The organism is Paenibacillus sp. FSL H7-0703 (genome assembly GCF_038003485.1).
Classification (GTDB): Bacteria; Bacillota; Bacilli; order Paenibacillales; family Paenibacillaceae; genus Paenibacillus; species Paenibacillus polymyxa_B.
On sequence record NZ_JBBOPF010000001.1, the window covers coordinates 1,423,110 to 1,440,563 of the forward strand.

General features: G+C 43.2%; 16 protein-coding genes. 3 read left to right on the forward strand and 13 right to left on the reverse strand.

Features of this window, described 5'->3' with window-relative positions:
* The first annotated feature begins 41 nt into the window (after positions 1–41).
* Positions 42–380 (forward strand): helix-turn-helix domain-containing protein, encoded by a 339-nt coding sequence (locus MHB46_RS05850; RefSeq protein ID WP_341161827.1) that lies wholly within the window; start codon positions 42–44, stop codon positions 378–380.
* A gap of 199 nt (positions 381–579) precedes the next feature.
* Here the strand turns inward: MHB46_RS05850 and MHB46_RS26205 are convergent, their stop codons facing one another.
* From MHB46_RS26205 to MHB46_RS05885, 8 genes are all read right to left on the reverse strand, one after another.
* The gene (locus MHB46_RS26205; RefSeq protein WP_445667607.1) at positions 580–1,104 is read right to left on the reverse strand and encodes a DUF1036 domain-containing protein; all 525 of its coding nucleotides are present in this window, start codon (positions 1,102–1,104) and stop codon (positions 580–582) included.
* A gap of 263 nt (positions 1,105–1,367) precedes the next feature.
* Positions 1,368–2,507, reverse strand: coding sequence for a 5-methyltetrahydropteroyltriglutamate--homocysteine S-methyltransferase (locus tag MHB46_RS05855; protein WP_341161828.1), 1,140 nt, complete (start codon positions 2,505–2,507; stop codon positions 1,368–1,370).
* A 123-nt stretch (positions 2,508–2,630) separates the two neighbouring features.
* A complete protein-coding gene (locus MHB46_RS05860) occupies positions 2,631–3,533 on the reverse strand; it encodes a LysR family transcriptional regulator (RefSeq protein ID WP_023987954.1) in 903 nt (300 codons plus the stop codon).
* 179 nt (positions 3,534–3,712) lie between these two features.
* On the reverse strand, positions 3,713–5,122 hold the full coding sequence (locus MHB46_RS05865) for a glycoside hydrolase family 1 protein (RefSeq protein WP_165175934.1): 1,410 nt from the start codon (positions 5,120–5,122) through the stop codon (positions 3,713–3,715).
* A 75-nt stretch (positions 5,123–5,197) separates the two neighbouring features.
* Entirely contained in the window at positions 5,198–7,075 is a 1,878-nt protein-coding gene (locus MHB46_RS05870; protein WP_341161829.1) for a beta-glucoside-specific PTS transporter subunit IIABC, read from the reverse strand.
* Between the two features lie 183 nt (positions 7,076–7,258).
* Positions 7,259–8,116, reverse strand: coding sequence for a BglG family transcription antiterminator LicT (gene licT, locus MHB46_RS05875; RefSeq protein WP_341161830.1), 858 nt, complete (start codon positions 8,114–8,116; stop codon positions 7,259–7,261).
* Between the two features lie 244 nt (positions 8,117–8,360).
* A complete protein-coding gene (locus MHB46_RS05880) occupies positions 8,361–8,696 on the reverse strand; it encodes a carboxymuconolactone decarboxylase family protein (protein ID WP_209941581.1) in 336 nt (111 codons plus the stop codon).
* Positions 8,693–9,079 (reverse strand): tautomerase family protein, encoded by a 387-nt coding sequence (locus MHB46_RS05885; protein WP_341161831.1) that lies wholly within the window; start codon positions 9,077–9,079, stop codon positions 8,693–8,695. Before MHB46_RS05885 ends, MHB46_RS05880 begins: the two co-directional genes overlap by 4 nt.
* A 111-nt stretch (positions 9,080–9,190) precedes the next feature.
* Here MHB46_RS05885 and MHB46_RS05890 point away from each other — a divergent pair, with 111 nt between their 5' ends.
* The gene (locus tag MHB46_RS05890) at positions 9,191–10,066 is read left to right on the forward strand and encodes a LysR family transcriptional regulator (RefSeq protein ID WP_341161832.1); all 876 of its coding nucleotides are present in this window, start codon (positions 9,191–9,193) and stop codon (positions 10,064–10,066) included.
* A 166-nt stretch (positions 10,067–10,232) separates the two neighbouring features.
* On the opposite strand, the gene MHB46_RS05895 is transcribed toward MHB46_RS05890, so the two are convergent.
* The 4 genes from MHB46_RS05895 to MHB46_RS05910 form a co-directional block, all read right to left on the reverse strand.
* The gene (locus tag MHB46_RS05895) at positions 10,233–12,161 is read right to left on the reverse strand and encodes a PTS fructose transporter subunit IIABC (RefSeq protein WP_165175946.1); all 1,929 of its coding nucleotides are present in this window, start codon (positions 12,159–12,161) and stop codon (positions 10,233–10,235) included.
* 67 nt (positions 12,162–12,228) lie between these two features.
* The gene (gene pfkB, locus MHB46_RS05900; RefSeq protein WP_254349388.1) at positions 12,229–13,140 is read right to left on the reverse strand and encodes a 1-phosphofructokinase; all 912 of its coding nucleotides are present in this window, start codon (positions 13,138–13,140) and stop codon (positions 12,229–12,231) included.
* Between the two features lie 2 nt (positions 13,141–13,142).
* Positions 13,143–13,889: a DeoR/GlpR family DNA-binding transcription regulator gene (locus tag MHB46_RS05905; protein WP_023987941.1), complete on the reverse strand. Its 747-nt coding sequence runs from the start codon at positions 13,887–13,889 to the stop codon at positions 13,143–13,145.
* Positions 13,890–14,242: 353 nt separating this feature from the next.
* Positions 14,243–14,914, reverse strand: a complete 672-nt coding sequence (locus tag MHB46_RS05910) for an O-methyltransferase (RefSeq protein WP_328802266.1) — start codon at positions 14,912–14,914, stop codon at positions 14,243–14,245.
* A gap of 126 nt (positions 14,915–15,040) precedes the next feature.
* On the opposite strand from MHB46_RS05910, the gene MHB46_RS05915 reads away from it, so the two are divergent.
* On the forward strand, positions 15,041–15,928 hold the full coding sequence (locus MHB46_RS05915; protein ID WP_341161833.1) for a LysR family transcriptional regulator: 888 nt from the start codon (positions 15,041–15,043) through the stop codon (positions 15,926–15,928).
* An 89-nt stretch (positions 15,929–16,017) separates the two neighbouring features.
* On the opposite strand, the gene MHB46_RS05920 is transcribed toward MHB46_RS05915, so the two are convergent.
* Entirely contained in the window at positions 16,018–17,100 is a 1,083-nt protein-coding gene (locus MHB46_RS05920) for an ankyrin repeat domain-containing protein (RefSeq protein ID WP_341161834.1), read from the reverse strand.
* Positions 17,101–17,454: the final 354 nt, after the last annotated feature.

Below are 17,454 nucleotides of genomic sequence, written 5' to 3' on the forward strand. Positions count from 1 at the left end.
GGATATCTTGTCTACACTTTTAGAATAGTGAGGTGTAGACGATGGAAGATAAAGAAGTTCTTAAATTAGTGGGTGCCAGAATACGTGCTTTGCGAAAAGAAAAAGGATTGTCTCAGGAGTCGCTTGGGGAAAAAGGTGAGTTCCATTTTTCATACATAGGGCAGATTGAGCGTGGAGAAAAAAACGTATCTTTAATAAATATAGCTAAAATTGCTAATGCACTGGATGTTAATTTGATTCAGCTTTTTGCTTATGTAAATGAGGATATTAAGGTTACAAAACATGAAACTGATATACAAGAAATCGTAAAAATACTCCAAAAATCGAGTCCAGAGAAAGTACGCTTGGCGAGGAATGTGATACGGGAGATTACAAATTAAAAGGATTTTTTAGCAAAAATAAAGGAGCCACCTTTAGTTAACAAGGCAGTTCCTATTGCACTATTGTTTTACGTAAGTTCAATACCCTATCGAACATTAAAATAACATATATATATCCAGTATTAACTTAATTTCAAGTTTCTTATATAAAAGCGCGAATCGAATACGAAATTGCAAAGGACTTCCCGCCATTATGAAATTATTGGCTTCTAGGTAGTTTCTTGCGGTCATTCAATTTAGATTTTCTTTTTACCCTTTTTGTGGGCAATACCATACGAACATTTTTTAGCTTCGTTTTTCTTTGAGCACTATTTGTAATAAGGTTGACTGTAAAGTTCACGAAACCGCGTTGGATGTTAAGTGTTTTAAAACCAACTCTTCTGCAATTATTGCATAGATTACCATTAATATTCCAGATCCAACATCCACTGAAGTTATAATTAGGAACATGTATGGGAAAACTACCTGACCACACAAGATTTCTTGATACGCTCTCAGCGTAATAATATATTGTTCTATCCCCTACATTGCCAGTAACAACTTCCCTCGTTTGACCAGGCGCCAGACGGTACCAGGTAGACAATATACCCGTTTGTCCCACAAAGACAAACCCACACCTACTCGCGTGATAGAAAATGGCTACCTGTACGGTAGAATTGGTGCTGTTTCGAAAATAAAGACTCATTTTTTTGTCACTCCCTCTTAATACCATTCTACAATCCATTGTATGCAAGAGTTGTAAATAGGAAGTGGACAAACATAAAAGAGTCTTAGCCTTTTTTAGGATACTCAGAGATTATGCTTTTTTAGAGTTTCCCGCCATCAGTTTAGCGAAACCATATGACCATGTTGTTTATGTTATAGAATTCAATCAAAAGAAAACCCCCACCTAATCTTGTAAAGATCAAAAAACACGTCCATATATGACGTGTTTTTCAATAAAATATCCTTAACTAATAGAACCTTTTAAATATCCTAAACCAAACCTTACTTCCAAATCTCGTCCGCAATCTCTTTAATGAAGGCAAGCTTTTTCCACTGCTGCTCTTCTGTCAGAATATTGCCTTCTTCTGTTGAAGCGAAGCCGCACTGTGGGCTGAGGCAGATGTGGTTGATGTCGACGAATTGAGTCGCTTCCTTAATGCGGTTAATGACCGTCTGCTTGTCTTCCAGTTCACCCGTTTTGGAGGAAACGAGGCCCAGTACGACCTGCTTTTGATCTTTCAGATGCTTAAGCGGTGTGAAATCACCTGCACGGTCGGTGTCGAATTCGAGATAGTAGCCGTCGATGTTGTCGATGCCGAACAGGGTTTCGGCTACAGGCTCATAGCCGCCAGAAGATGCCCAGGTGGAATGGTAGTTACCACGGCATACGTGGGTCGTTACGACCAAATCGGCTGGGAGATCCTTCACCGTTTCCTGATTCACACGGGCAAACAGCTTTTTGGTATCTTCCACATCTTCACCTGCATGCTGTCTAGCTTCCCAATAGTTTTTATCACAGAGCATCCCCCATGTGCAATCATCCAGTTGCAAGCTGCGGCAGCCCTCATTGTACAACGCTTGAATCACGGATTTGTAGGCTTTGGCGATATCCGTCACCAGTTCATCCAGATTGCTGTAATACGTATCGGTTGTTTCTTTATTCTCTCCGCGCAACAGCTCGGCTAGGAACTGTGCAGGTGCCGGGATCGTTTGGCGCGCGATGGCATCCTCACCTGCTACTTGCTTCAGGAATTTGAAATCTTCAATGAAAGGATGACGGGAATGTCCGATTTTACCGGACAAGCGTGCGGTTTCCGCTCTTGTTTCCACACCTTGGAATTGGTAGCCGTTCGAAAGCTGTACCTTTTCCACACCGTCCAGACCCCACATAAAATCAAGATGCCACCAGGAGCGTCTGAATTCACCGTCTGTCACGGCTTGAAGTCCTACGGATTTTTGCTTTTCCACTAGCTTGATAATTTCGTTATCTTCAATCTTTCTCAGCTCGTCCGCAGAGATTTCATTATTTTGAAATTGAATTCTGGCGTCTTTAATCGCTTGCGGGCGCAAAAAGCTGCCGACCATATCATGTCTAAAAGGGGTGACTTTACGTTGGGATGCATTGTCAAGGATGCTGCTCATTAGGGTTATCTCCTTTTTCGCTTCTATAGTGAAGTTCTTGTAAGAAAGATAACATACATTTTCAGTTATAAGGTAACTCCAATAAACTATAGCTAGTTATAGCCTAAGGCTATACCCAACCTTTTATTCCCCTATCGCCTCATGCAACGCTTCTACATAGACGGTAGCCAGCTTGGAGAGCGCAGCGTTTTTATGGCAAATCCATCCCACATTAATAGACTCATCACATTCCAGAGGGACGGAAATAATGTCGTTACCGTTCAGATCCGCACTGATCACCCCGGTAGAAATCGTATAGCCGTTCAAGCCAATGAGCAAATTAAAAAGGGTCGCCCGGTCATGGACACGAATGCTTTTGGGATGTGACAACGTACTGAGAATCTCCTCGGAAAAGTGAAAGGAATTGTACTCCCCTTGCTCAAAGGACAGATACGGATAGGGATGAAGCTGATCAATGGTCACGATAGACTGTCGGGATAGCGGATTATTGGCACTGATAAAAATGTGTGGCTTGGCCGTAAACAGGCTATTGAATTGCAGATTCGCATCTTTTAGCAGCTTGTTAATGACCTTGGCGTTAAATTCGTTCAGATACAGGATTCCTATCTCACTGCGCAGGCTTTTGACATCCTGTATGATTTCATGGGTTTTGGTCTCTCGTAAAGCCAGTTCATACTCTTCTTGACCATATTGATTCACCAGATTCACAAATGCATTTACAGCAAAAGCGTAATGCTGCGTGGACACAGCAAAATGCTGTGGTGAAGGCTTGGCATCCAGATAGCGACTTTCCAGCAGCTCCGCCTGCTCAACGACCTGACGTGCATAACCGAGGAATTCCACGCCTTCCTTGGACAAAGAAATTCCCTTATTGGTACGCTCAAAAATGGTGATATGAATTTCTTCCTCCAAATCGCGAATCGCGTTCGACAGACTGGGCTGGGAAATGAACAACCGCTTCGCAGCCTCATTCATGGAGCCACGATTGGCAACCTCAATGACATATTTTAATTGTTGTAAGGTCAATGCATGATGTCCTTTCCGTTTGTGTTTCTTCTATTATATAATACATAATCACACTTCTGGAAAAGGGATAGTTGTTGCTTAAATGAAATCAACCTCTCCCCCTAAGGTTTAAAAAATATAAACACCTCCCTAAATGAAAATCTTCCATTCAGGGAGGTGCTCTAGTTATGATACTTTAATTAACGAATTTCACCGTTTGTGGAGATCAGCTTTTGATACCAATAGAAGCTTTGTTTACGAATACGACGCAGATCCTTGAGATCAAACTCCTCACGATCCACATAGATAAACCCGTAACGTTTGCTGGAGCCCTGATGGGTACTAACAAGGTCAATCGCAGACCACGGACAGAAGCCGAATACTTCTACACCGTCTGTAATAGCCAGTTGAATCTGCTCGATATGTTTCTTGAAAAAGTCAATACGATAAGGATCATTCACTACATCCCCTTCTTCAAGCTTGTCAAAAGCGCCCAGGCCGTTCTCTGTTACGATTAAAGGCAAGTGGTAGCGAGAATAAATTTGTCGTAATGTGGTTCTAAAACCGACCGGATCAATCTCCCAACCAAACTCCGTCGTTTGCAGGTTGGGGTTGACGGAACCTCGATATGCTCCAGGTTCACCCACAATTTCATGCTGATCACCTGTATGTGAAAAATCATTTCCGTCATCTAAACTTTCTCCTACGGTTTGAGAGGTATAATAATTAAATGCGATAAAGTCCGGGTTTCCCTTCGCTAAAATGTCCATATCCCCTTCTTCAATGACAGGCTCATAGCCTTTCTCGACCAAATAGCTCCACGCAATGTGATTGTAACGGCCAAATACAGCCATATCCAGATAGAGCCAGTTACGAATCGCTGCATAGTTATCAGCCGCCAGTGTATCTTCCGGCTTGGAACTGGCTGGATAGATAACCCCGATATTCGGCGCTGGTCCAATTTTCGCGTCAGGTAGCATTTCATGGCACAATACCATCGCTTTCGCCTGCGCGACTAACATATGATGATTTTGTTGGTACAGTACCTTTTGCGGATTTTCCAGACTTGTATCTAATGTGCCAATAGAACCGGGATGGAGAATCAGCATGTTCTGCTCATTAATGGTTAACCAATATTTCACCCTGTCTCCAAAGTTCTCAAACAATGTTTTAGCATATTGTTCGAAGGCATCAATCGTCTCCCTCTTCGACCAACCGCCTTGTTGTTCAAGAGCATAAGGCAGATCAAAATGATACATAGTAACAATCGGTTCAATCCCGTATTTGATTAGTTCGTCAATTAATGAGCTGTAAAACGCGATTCCCTTCTGATTAACTTCACCTGCGCCCTGGGGATAAATACGTGTCCAAGCAATAGAGAAACGATATGCTTTAAAGCCCATTTCAGCCATCAGAGCTACGTCTTCTTTGAACATATGGTAATGATCACTGGTTACCTTAAAATCAGTGACCCCTTCGACGTGATTAGCCATGTCAATGACAGAGGGTCCTTTTCCATCTTCGTCCCATGCACCCTCTACTTGATAAGCAGAAGTGGAACCTCCCCAGAAAAAATTTTCAGGAAATGCCTTCAATTGATTATGTTTCATGATCTAGTCCCTCCAGTATAGTTATATCCTTCTGATGTTCGCAATTTATGTGTGTAATGATGATGCTTGCCAGTATCACACAACCAAGGTTAACAATACTTCATTTTTTTGAATCTGCTCCTGATTTGTCTCAAATACATCCACTTTATGTTTCGTGAGTGTGACGATGACAGGCGTTACGATTTCGTATCCTGCTTCTATGATCTGTTCCCTGTCAAACTGGATTAGCAAATCGCCCTGTTTCACGCTGTCGCCTTCTTTAACCACTGGATTAAAATGCTTCCCTTTCAGCGCAACGGTGTTAATTCCGATATGAATTAATATCTCTGTACCCGCATTGGAAGTCAATCCTATGGCATGTCCTGTGGGGAACAGCGAGGTTACGACTCCATCTATTGGCGCTACAACCTCACCCACAGACGGTTCAATAGCTAACCCTTTTCCCATAGCCCCTGTAGAAAATGCAGAATCATTCACTTGACTCAATGGTATGATCCTGCCTGTGATCGGGCTGTATATCGTTTCTTTCTTGATATCAACGGCCTTGGTTGCTGTAGCAACTGGTTCTGGTTCTGCTGTTTTCACGGATTCAACTGTTTCTGGGGCCTCCCCCTTCACCTTGCTTTCATACCCAAAAATAAGGGTTAGTGCGGTTGCTGCCGCGAATGAGCAGGCAATGGCAATCACGTAAACCAAGGTTGGCGTATACACTGGAATCGCAAAAATGTTGTGAAACACATAAGCCGTCATTTTCACCCCAAAATGTCCATTGATAGCTCCGCCAAGAGCGCCTGCGATAATGACAATCGGAATGACACGTTTATAACGAAGCACCAGACCATACACAATCGGCTCTGTCACACCAGCCAGCAATCCTGTAATACTCGTGGAACCGGCAAGAGTTCTAAGTGTTTTATCTTTTCTCGCCTTCAGGAAGATACCAAATGCGACACCAATTTGAGCAAATACAGCTGCTGCAGCCATCGCCTCAATCGGATCACCACCAACACCGATATTTTGAATCGTAATAGGTGTAAAACCCCAGTGAAGTCCGAAGACGACCATAAAGGTCATAAAACCGCCAAGAACAATCCCTGACAAAATGCCACTTACACCGATTAACCATGTCACACCTGAAGAAATCCAATCTCCTACCCCTGTACCGAAAGGTCCAAAAGCCATCGCAGATAGCGGAACCATAATCATTAAAGCCAGCATCGGAACTAAAAACAATTGTAAATCCTTAAGAATGATCTTCTTCAAAAACTTGTCCACCAACGCATAGATGCTAATGGATATGAAAATCGGGAAAACACTGGCGGAGTAGTTCATCATGACCACCGGTATTCCTAAAAACGATACATCAGCGCCTTTGTCCATCAGCCCCGTAAAGTTGGGTTCCATGAGAGCCGCACCGATCACACCAGCTACATAAGGATTCGCCTTCAGCTTTATACCAAGCGTAATCCCCAGCAAAATAGGCAAGAAGTAAAACACAGCATTCCCTGCAGCAGACAGAATCAGATAGGTATCACTTGTTGCAGACATCCATCCCAGCAAGGTCAAAACCGTTAGGAGTGCTTTTATCATTCCCGAGCCCGCCATCGCCGGAATCAACGGGGAGAAACTGCCCGAAATGACTTCAAAGATTGTGGATATGACCGATGTTTTTTTACCACTGGATTCACTGGCAGGGGAATTCGATCCAAAATCCCTGTTTTTCATAATCTCCGCATATACATAGGCAACATGGCTGCCAATAACAACTTGAAATTGTCCGCCGCTTTCAACAACTGTAATGATCCCCTCGTGCTTCTCAAGCGCTTCTCTTTCGGCTTTTCGTGAATCCTTCAGGTCAAATCGGAGTCGTGTAGCACAGTGGACAAGCCCATTGATATTTTCTTCTCCTCCAACGAGACGTACGATGTCCTCGCCCATTTTCTTATGGTCCATGTTCATTCTCCTCTTGGGCAGATTGCCTGAAAACAAAAAAATACCTAAACGAAAGGCCTATATGATCAAAGAAAATGATCACTGCCATTCATTTAGGTATCGCCTGCTTAACCAGTAACAATCCTTATATTTAAGTTGTGAGCCTACTATAAATCACTTAGAAATCGTTTGCAAGCTTTTTTTCTAAGAAGTAGCCATATCGTTTCTGGAGGTTACACGCTGTATATGAATCGTCAAATACACTTTTTCGTCAATCGACATAGCACTTTCATGCTTTAATTCCAAATATTGATTGATCAATTGGGTGCATTGAAAAGCCCTCTCGTATTTATCTTTGACTTGGTCATACAAGAAATTATCCCCTGAAGCTAGTTGTTCTTGTTCATTGCTCAGCAATCTTTGGGCAAAGTACTGCAAATGAGTAATAAACCGGGAATAATTGAACGAAGTTTCATCCAGTGTAATCTGATAGTAATCGGTTACAATGTTGAAAATGTCATCAATCACCTCGGTAATCTCAACCGTTTGTTTCATACCCTGGCCGTCTTGTCTTGCATTTACAAAATGCATAGCAATAAAGCTGGCCTCATGCTCATCCATTTGGATGCCAAATTGAGCATGGATGATGTCCAATGCATTCATTCCGATCATAAATTCTTTTTTGTAAAATTTTTTAATTTGCCATAACAGTGAATTTTTAAGTCCCACGGATTTTCTGTATCGAGAGATGGCAAATTGAATATGGTCAATCAGAGAAATATAGATATTGTCACTAAAAATATCTCCCATTTCCTTTTTTGCGCTGCCTACAATTTCATCCGCCACCTTTAAATACTCTACGGATGTTTCCCCAATAAGATCTATTAATTTTTGTGGAATTTTATCGGACTTTAATACAAAGGTTTTTTCTATTTTTTCCTCATCGACCCTCTGGCCATTTTTCTTTTTAAAGCCCAGACCATTCCCGATGACAACAAATTCATGACCCACCTGATTTTCGGCTCGGATGACATTGTTGTTAAAAATTTGCCGGATGATCATTTATCTGCTCACCTCATTGATGTAATGACAAAGTTTGTAATAACAAAAAAAACCAAATAACGACTAAATCAATTAGTCATTATTTGGGTATCGCCTGCTTACCAGTAACAATCCCGAAGGGCACTTCACCCCTCATTCAATTACTCTTACTATACCGCTTTCAAGGCAGAATAACAACACAATCATGCCAAAAAACCGCTAAACACTCGGAATTCCTTGCGCTTAGCAGTTTTTAGGTTCACGCTTAACTCTCTTTCCCTTTGCAAAACACCTCTTTGGCAACCTGAATAGCTGAGGCTGCCCGGGGCCATCCTACATAAAAGGCAAGCTGTGTAATGACCTCAACCAGTTCTTCCTCCGAAATTCCGTTCTCCTTGGCCAGTTTCAGATGATAAGGAAGTTGATTTACATGCTCACACGCTACCAGAGCGGCAACTGTAATGAGACTCCGTTCTCTGAGAGATAGCTCACTTCTTCTCCATACATCTCCAAAAAGAACATCCTCCGTATAACCTACAAAAGCGGGAGCAAAATCACCGATGGTTTCCCGAACACTCGATCTGATCAATTTATGCTTCATACAATCATCTGGGCAAGTCCGTTGCCAAAGGACCAATCCTCTAATTCAGTCTCTACCAGTGTCACAAATACATCCTCCGGTCTAACCTTACATTCAATAGATAAGAGTTCCGCTAACTTTTGGTAGAAACTCTTTTTTTGTTCCGTAGTTCTACCCGATCCCATTGTAATTTGGATGTACAGCAGCTTGTCTGTTCTGGATACATTCAAATAATCGGGACTATAATAAAACTCGCTTAGCTTATGAGCATGAAAAACCTGAAAGTAATCTTTTTCCGGAACCTGAAAATGTTCGATCAAAGCATTCATGATACAGCGACTAATCCAAGGCAACTCTTGCTCTGTGTATTGCTGCTCCATGTAGCCAATTCGTACAAATGGCATGTTCATCTCTCCTATTCGCTGGGATAAGATGATTGTACTCCTCTTATTTTCATCTGTATAATTGAAAATAATCATAAATATATTCAATTTTACCGATGGAGATGAACATGCGTGGATCTGAAAGAATTAACTACATTTCGTACCATAATCGAAGAAGGAACGTTTTCAAAAGCTGCTGCCAAATTAAACTACGCTCAGTCTACAGTCACGAACCAAATCCAGAGGCTAGAGAAAGAGCTGGGATTTCAGCTTTTTAAAAGGGGTTGGGATGCAGAGTTAACGTCCCCAGGCAAACTATATGCCGAGGAGATAAACGGGCTTATTCAGCATTGGAATTTTGTAATGGACCAGGCGAAGTCTCTAAAAAAGGAGGAGATTGGCACGCTCCATATCGGTGTGATTGAAACGGTGGCGGCTACCGTACTGCCCTTGGTTCTGCAGCAGTTTCGAGAGCATAAACCGAATATTACGTGCCATTTTACAGTTGGAAACACGGATGCACTCGCAAATGCTTTGGTGGACGGTAAGCTGGATTTTGCAATCTCCGGGGAACCTCACTCGATTCCTTCCTTACACTTTGAACCCATATATCACGAACACATTGCCTTTATTGTGTCCCGTAATCACCCTTTTGCGGTAAAAACTGAGCTTTATCTCGAAGATCTGTACGAGTACCCGCTTATCGTCGGAGGTAAGAACTGCTTGTACCATATACGACTGGAGAAAGAGCTTTCACGCTTTCCGTCGATGCCGTTTTTTTATACTGTCAGTCAAATCTCGTCGATCGCCACATTTGTAAAAACGATTCCATCAGTTGGAGTGGTTGTATCGTCAATGCCTTTGCCGGAGGAACTGGTCACCGTCCCCCTCCAGTTAACAGACCCGAATATTCCTATTGGACTGCTACAAAACAACCATCACCAGCAGTATATGTCTTCGGCCCGAAAGCTATTTATACAGCTGGTTAAGGAGCTTTTTAGGTTATAGCTCCAATGCAATAACTACTAATTAAGCTATATAGGCAAAGCCGACACCTTTGCATAAAGAAAAAGCCGCCAAACACTCAGAAACCTGATGTTTAGCGGCTTTACTATATTTTGATGGCCTAAGGAAATATGGCCCTCTTTTAATTTTTATACTCTTGACATACCCGTTATTTCGCTTCGAGCGGTTTTTTCCACAGTCCCAGAATGAGCGCGGAAATCACGGAGCCAATCACGACTGCAAGCAAGAACAGCAAAGCATGATTGGCAAGAGCTGCTACAAAAATCCCGCCATGTGGAGCTGGAAGATTGATTTGCCAGAACTGCGTCAGACCACCAGCAATCGCTGAACCTACAATACAAGAGGTCAGGACACGCAGAGGATCGGCAGCTGCGAATGGAATGGCTCCTTCCGTAATGAAGGACAATCCAAGTACATAGTTCGTCAAGCCAGACTTGCGCTCTTGCTCAGTAAACTTATTTTTGAAGAACGTCGAAGCTAATGCGATCGCCAGCGGAGGTACCATACCACCCGCCATAACAGCCGCCATCATAGCACCGTTCGTGTTACCGCTGGAAGTAAAGACACCGATCGAAAATGCGTAAGCTGCTTTGTTAAAAGGTCCACCCATGTCGATCGACATCATTCCGCCCAGGATCAGACCCAAAATAACTGCATTACCTGTTCCCAAATTGTTCAGAACATTAACAAGCCACGTATTAATACCACCGAAAATTGGATCGAACAGGTAGAACATAATCGCGCCTGAAATTAGAAGTCCAAATACAGGGTATAACAAGATTGGTTTTAAACCATCCAGTGCTTTTGGCAGACCTGCAAAAGCTTTACGCAGGAAGATCACCACATAACCAGCCATGAAACCAGCTGCCAGACCGCCAAGGAAGCCTGCATTAGAGTTTACAGCCATCAGACCCCCAACCATACCTGGCATCAATGCCGGGCGGTCTCCAATGCTCATCGCGATAAATCCGGCCAGTATCGGAATCAGGAAGTGGAACGCACCTGTTCCACCGCCAATTGTCTGCAACAGTTGGAACAATGCATTGTCTTCTCCTGCCACTTGCTCAATCAAGAAGGAAATTGCTAACAAAATCCCCCCGCCTACAACGAATGGCAGCATATGAGAAATACCGTTCATTAAATCCTTATAGATTTTACTGCCCACGCTGCTCTTCTCCGCTTTCGACTCTTCAGCGCTGCTTTTACCTTCACTACGATAAATTGGGGCATCGCCGTTCAGCGCTTTGCGGATCAGTTCCTCAGATTTACGGATACCGTCGCTTACCGGTCTTTGCAATACAGGTTTACCGTCAAATCTGGCCATTTCAACCTTTTTGTCAGCAGCAACGATTACACCTTTGGCACGGCGAATTTCATCCGCTGTCAGTACGTTTTGCGCACCTTCCGAGCCATTCGTTTCTACCCGGATGTTAACACCCATTTCTGTCGCTTTCTTAATGAGAGCGTCTTCAGCCATAAACGTATGCGCAATGCCTGTAGGGCAGGCAGTCACCGCAACCACAAACTCGTCTGAATTCGGGTTACCAACGATAACATCCGGCGTTTTCTGTGCTTTGGCAGCCTCTTTCTTTGCTTCTTTTGCTTTCTTGGCTGCTTCTTCTTCCGCCTGCTTGGTATCAAACAGCTCGGATACTTCATCCGGTGTTTGCGTATTCATCAGTTTGTCGATGAAATCGGTATCAATTAAAAGCCGGGAAAGCGCTGCTAGTGTGCGAAGATGCGTATTTGCTGCTCCCTCTGGAGCGGCAATCATAAAGAACACTTTTGCCGGCTCACCGTCCAACGATTCGAATTCTACGCCTTTACTGCTTTTGGCGAAAACGACAGTCGCTTCATTTACGGCTTTGGTCTTGGCATGCGGCATCGCAATGCCGCCGCCGATTCCAGTGCTAGACTCTGCTTCACGTTTGTAAATCATTTCTTTAAACAAGGCACGGTCATTAATACGTCCACTTGCTTCGAGACTAGCGATAAGCTCCTCAATCGCCTCGTCTTTTGTCGTCGCCTGCAGGTCCATGATCATCGTTTCTTTAATCATCAGGTCTGTTATTCTCATTTTTCACACTCTCCTAAGTTCGATCAGCGTGTTGACACACGCATAATAAGCTCATGATGCAGATGGATTACCGTTTTGAAATCGTGACTTGCGGCCGTAATTGTTCAATCTTCTCTTTAGTAGCCAGATCATCGGAAAACGCAGTTGCGCTTCCGGATGCCACTCCTGCACGGAATGCTTCGATCGGATCGCCATGAAGAGCCAGCGTACCCACGAATCCAGCAATCATTGAATCACCTGCGCCTACAGAATTTTTCACCGTACCTGCTGGTACATTTGCGTGATACACTTCATCTGCCGTAATGAACAAAGCCCCTTCTCCTGCCATGGAAATCAGTACATTTTTTGCGCCTGCTTCCAGCAGCTTACGACCGTAAGTGACGATCTCCTCCTTTGAATGAATCGTTACGCCAAACAACTCAGCCAGCTCGTGGTGATTCGGCTTGATGAGCAGCGGTTTATGAACCAGTGCCTTCATCAGCGCCTCACCTGTGGTGTCGATGACGAATTCAGCTCCAGTTTGCTGGCATACGCTAATCAGCCGATCATAGAAGTCTCCTCCAAGTGACGGTGGAATACTTCCCGACAAGACGACAATGTCATTTTTCTGGAGTCCCGCCAGCTTTTGCACCAACGCATCGGCCTCTTGCTCACGAATCGCAGGTCCCAAACCATTAATTTCCGTTTCATCGCCATGCTTGAGCTTAATGTTAATCCGTGTGTCATCTTCGATCATTACAAAATCAGTTTTAATGGATTCTTCCCGCAATGTATCGTCGATAAACCTGCCTGTGAATCCTCCGAGAAAACCAATCGCCGTGCTATCTGCTCCCAACTGGTTCAGTACACGTGATACATTAATCCCCTTACCACCTGGCAGTTTTAAATCACGTTTCATCCGGTTCAAATCACCAAGCTTCAAATCATCAACTTCCACGATATAATCAATGGAAGGGTTCAGCGTTACTGTATATATCATTGTTATCCCTCGATTATCTTAGTTTTCTGAGCGATGGATCGGCGTGACCGTTCTGGCATCGATTCAGTAATAAGTATAGCTTCCTTGAGCTCGAACAGTTTGGCGAAGGTTACTTCTCCAATTTTGCTGGAATCGGCTAACACATACGTTTTGCCAGACAGCTGGTGAGCACGTCGCTTGATCAGCGCCTCTTCGGGATCAGGAGTTGTATACCCCATTTCCATATCCACCCCGTTCGTTCCTAGAAAGCACTTGTCGAATCGAAAATTGTCCAAATTTTGTAGGGCAATACTCCCGATTACGGCTTTGGTATGAATTTTCATCATCCCTCCCAGTAGATAGCTTCTGATTCTTTTGCTTACCAGTGCTTCTACGTGGGATAGTCCATTCGTCACGACCGTCACGTCTTTAGCTTCAATGTAAGGAATCATCGCCATCGTTGTTGTTCCCGCATCCAGATAAATACATTCGCCATCCAAAATTTCTTTGGCTGCTATACGGGCCACCGCATTTTTTTCTTGAACGTTTTTGAATGTTTTTTCTTCCATGCCAGGTTCCTGACTTTTCTGATTCAGCAAGGTTGCCCCGCCATGAATCCGCTTGAGCAACTGACGGCCCTCAAGATCTATCAAATCACGCCGAATCGTTGACTCAGAAGCTCCCAACAGATCAGCCAATTCTTGCAACTTTACAACACCACATTCTTGTAAGCGCTGTATTATTAACTTGTATCTTTCTTCCGTCAGCATCATCATTCCCCCAACTGTTCATATCGTACCACAAACTTGACAAAAAACAATCACTTTTCTCCAAAAAGATTCAAAAAAATTCATTTCTAATTCATTTTTTTACAAAATGGTGAATTCCTGCTCCAATCATCATGATTGCGTTTACATTTTAAAGAAAATACATCTACTTTTATGTAAATTCATTCTTCTTACATAGGAATTCAGCAGTAAACGTTCAAAAACGTTCTAAAGCTTCCATCAGTACTATTTTACCATTATGCGCACAATTCGTCCCCACCTTCTCTACTACTCAGAAAAAGGCTAAACACGAAGATTGCTCCCCTTTGTGTTTAGCCAATCGAGATGCTCAGCGTTCAGCCCTTAACGATTCCAATGACGAAACCGTCATACCCCTTGCTCCCCACGGTTTGGACAGCTGTAGCTGTAATTCTTGATTCCTCAGCTAGCATCTCATAAAACTTTCTTACTCCCTGCACACGAGGGTCTGTGCTATAAGCTTGAACCACTTCTCCTTCACGGATAACATTATCACCGATAATAACGGTGCCAGGATGTGAGAAGCGAAGTGCCCAATCCAGATAAAATGGATTATTGGGTTTATCCGCATCGATAAAAATAAGATCAAAGGGGTCAACTCTCTCCTCTTTCATCTGTGCTAACTGCTCTAAAGCGTCTCCCTCCCGAAGTTCCACTATTCCATCCAACTGAGCCAACGATATATTCGACCGGGCAATTTTAGCATGGATCGGATTGGCTTCCAGCGTAACTATTTCTCCATCCTCCGGCAACGCCCTTCCCAACCAGATTGTACTGTAGCCTCCCAAAGTACCGATCTCCAGCACACGTCGCGCTCCCTGCATTTGAGCAAGGATATTTAATAGCTTTCCCTGATTAGGGGATACATCATGCGGAGGTAGTCCCGCCTTTTGATTAGCGGCCAATACTTGTTCCAAGACAGCATCATGCGGAATGAGACACTCCGAGATATACTGGTCTACTTGATCCCACGTGTTCGTTTGATTCATTCGCTCCACTCTCCTTTGGATTAACTTACAATTTGATTGTAAATGAATTATTATTATAAAAATAATATATGTTTTTGCTCTATTCATAATCTACATATATGAATCTGTCGGAAAGGGAGAATGGTCTTGAACCTGCATGCATTACGCTTATTTCACGTGGTCGCCTCTACAGGGAGTGTGACACGTGCCTCTGAACTTTTAAATATTAGCCAACCTGCGATTACCGCCCAGATTAAAAAATTTGAAAAAGAAATATCTCTCACACTGCTCATGCCGCTAGGAAGAGGGATTGCCTTAACGGATGCTGGTGAAAAACTTGCTGTACTCGCCAGACGGCTCTTTGCTGTCGAACAGCAAATCGAACAATTTTCACAAGATTATCGTGATGGAGCCCATGGTCATATCCGGCTAGCGGCTACTTATTTACCGGCTCATTTTCTCATTCCGGCCTGGATTGCAAAATTCAAACAACAATATGAACATGTTGAAATGACGATTAACACTACAAATTCCAACGATGCTTTGCAGCAGCTATTAAATATAGAAGTGGATTTGGCTATCTACGGAGGACTGCCTGAGCAGTATCCCGATACGATTCAGACTGAAGAATTATTTCGTGATGAATTGTGGTTCGTGGTAGCTCCAGATCATCGGTATGCAAATCAGCAGGTTTCTTTATTGGAAATGATGCATGAACCCTTTGTTATGCGTGAAAAGGGGAGCTCGACACGGGAGAGATTATTTTCCTTATGTCGAACCTATAATGCCCCCACCCCCCAGGTCACCCTAAACTTCACAGGGCTGCATGAGGCGATTACCGCAGTTATTGCCGGATATGGTGCCAACTTTGTGTCCTCACTGGTCGTGCGTGAATATGTAGAACGTGGCGAACTGTGCCGGGTATATGTAGAAGACATCCAGCTTCTCAATTCAATCGCCATCTGTACCCGTAAGAACGAACCCCTATCTACCGCTACTCTAAATCTCATTCAGCTCATGCGTAACCATTCCTGATGAGCATTAGGCACCTGTGTACACTAGCGCTGTATTTTAAAATAACAAGAGCCATGACTGCGTGCGTACCGCATTCATGGCTCACCTTGTTATGATAAATATTCACCCTCAATAATCTTCTCCAGATAATCTTCCGGCTGTGCAAGAAACTCGGCAAAGCTGCACATATCCGCATATTCCTGATGCTCCTCGTCATAATAACCCAGACACTTTTGCTTCGGATTCCACACCAATATGATATCCGAGTAATTGTCTACGTTTAGAGACAGACGCAACAGCTTTTGCCGACCTACCTTCATCTCAACCGTATCTATGAATGAGAAGAACTCAACAAATTGAATATCAAGATCATTTTCTGGCAGGTTCACACGGAGCTGATCCCCCGTCAGAAAGGCTATTAAATCCTTCGGAAGCTTGTAGCTTTTCAAAGCATGTCGTTTATTTTCCAGATTATGAAATGCCGGAGGCTCTACAGACTTTAAATACTCAGCCATTTCTACGTTTTTATTACTTAGTGCAATTGTATATGCCCGTTCTCCATCTTTTTCTGCCAGCGTCACATCAGCGCCTTGCTGAACCAAATATTTCACCATCGCAAAATCGTTGTTGCGTGCCGCCACTGTCAAAGACGTGGCTTTATAAGGATATACCATATTAGGGGCATTGAAATTAATATCTACGCCATGTTCCAATAGTAATGCTACTGTTTTTAGGTCATGCTTACTAACTGCGCTGCGGAGTGTTGCTCCAGCATGCTGCTTCATATCGAGGCCCAGCTCATGGATAAGCAGCATATTACTTTTGTTACCGTAGTAGGCTTGCTCATAAGCACCGGATTTGACATGATTTTTACCGTCCAGCTTGGCGCCATGGGCGACCACATAACGGACAATCTCTTCGGTACCATAGCGAACAGCCTTCAGGAATGCGGGATTATCCTTCACATTAAGTTGGACCCCCTCATCGACCAGTAGCTTCAAGACTTCCATTTGCTCAGTGATGAGTGTAATATCTAATGGACTTAATGTCGTATATTTGCTGAGTACGATTCCTTGTTCTATATCCCAGCCTTCGGTCAGCGCTTGGCGTAAAGCGGATATATTGCCTTGAACGATATGCATCGCTATCTCAGGAAGAACCTCGAAATTGCCTACATCTTTTAATTTAATCATCGTTATTCCCTCACTCTTTATGTATCTACTATTAATTATGTATATCTATTTTATACCAACCTCTCCTTTACATAAATCCAACAGATTCCCCAAAATTCATTATTCACTCTAGCGCAAACAAGTGAGTAATAGAGGTCAAAATACCTTATAGAAGCTATAATTGTATTATGATTCTGTATATCCTGTGCCACGAAAAGGGGCTCGCAATGCATGGTTGATGACTTCGGATACCAAAGAAACAAAGCGAATAGTAACCCGGGCCCAAAGAAGCTTGAACAAAGAGAAATAATTAGAAGACTCCTCCCATCCAATCCATATCTAGAATATTCACATAAACTATAATATTTATCTGGA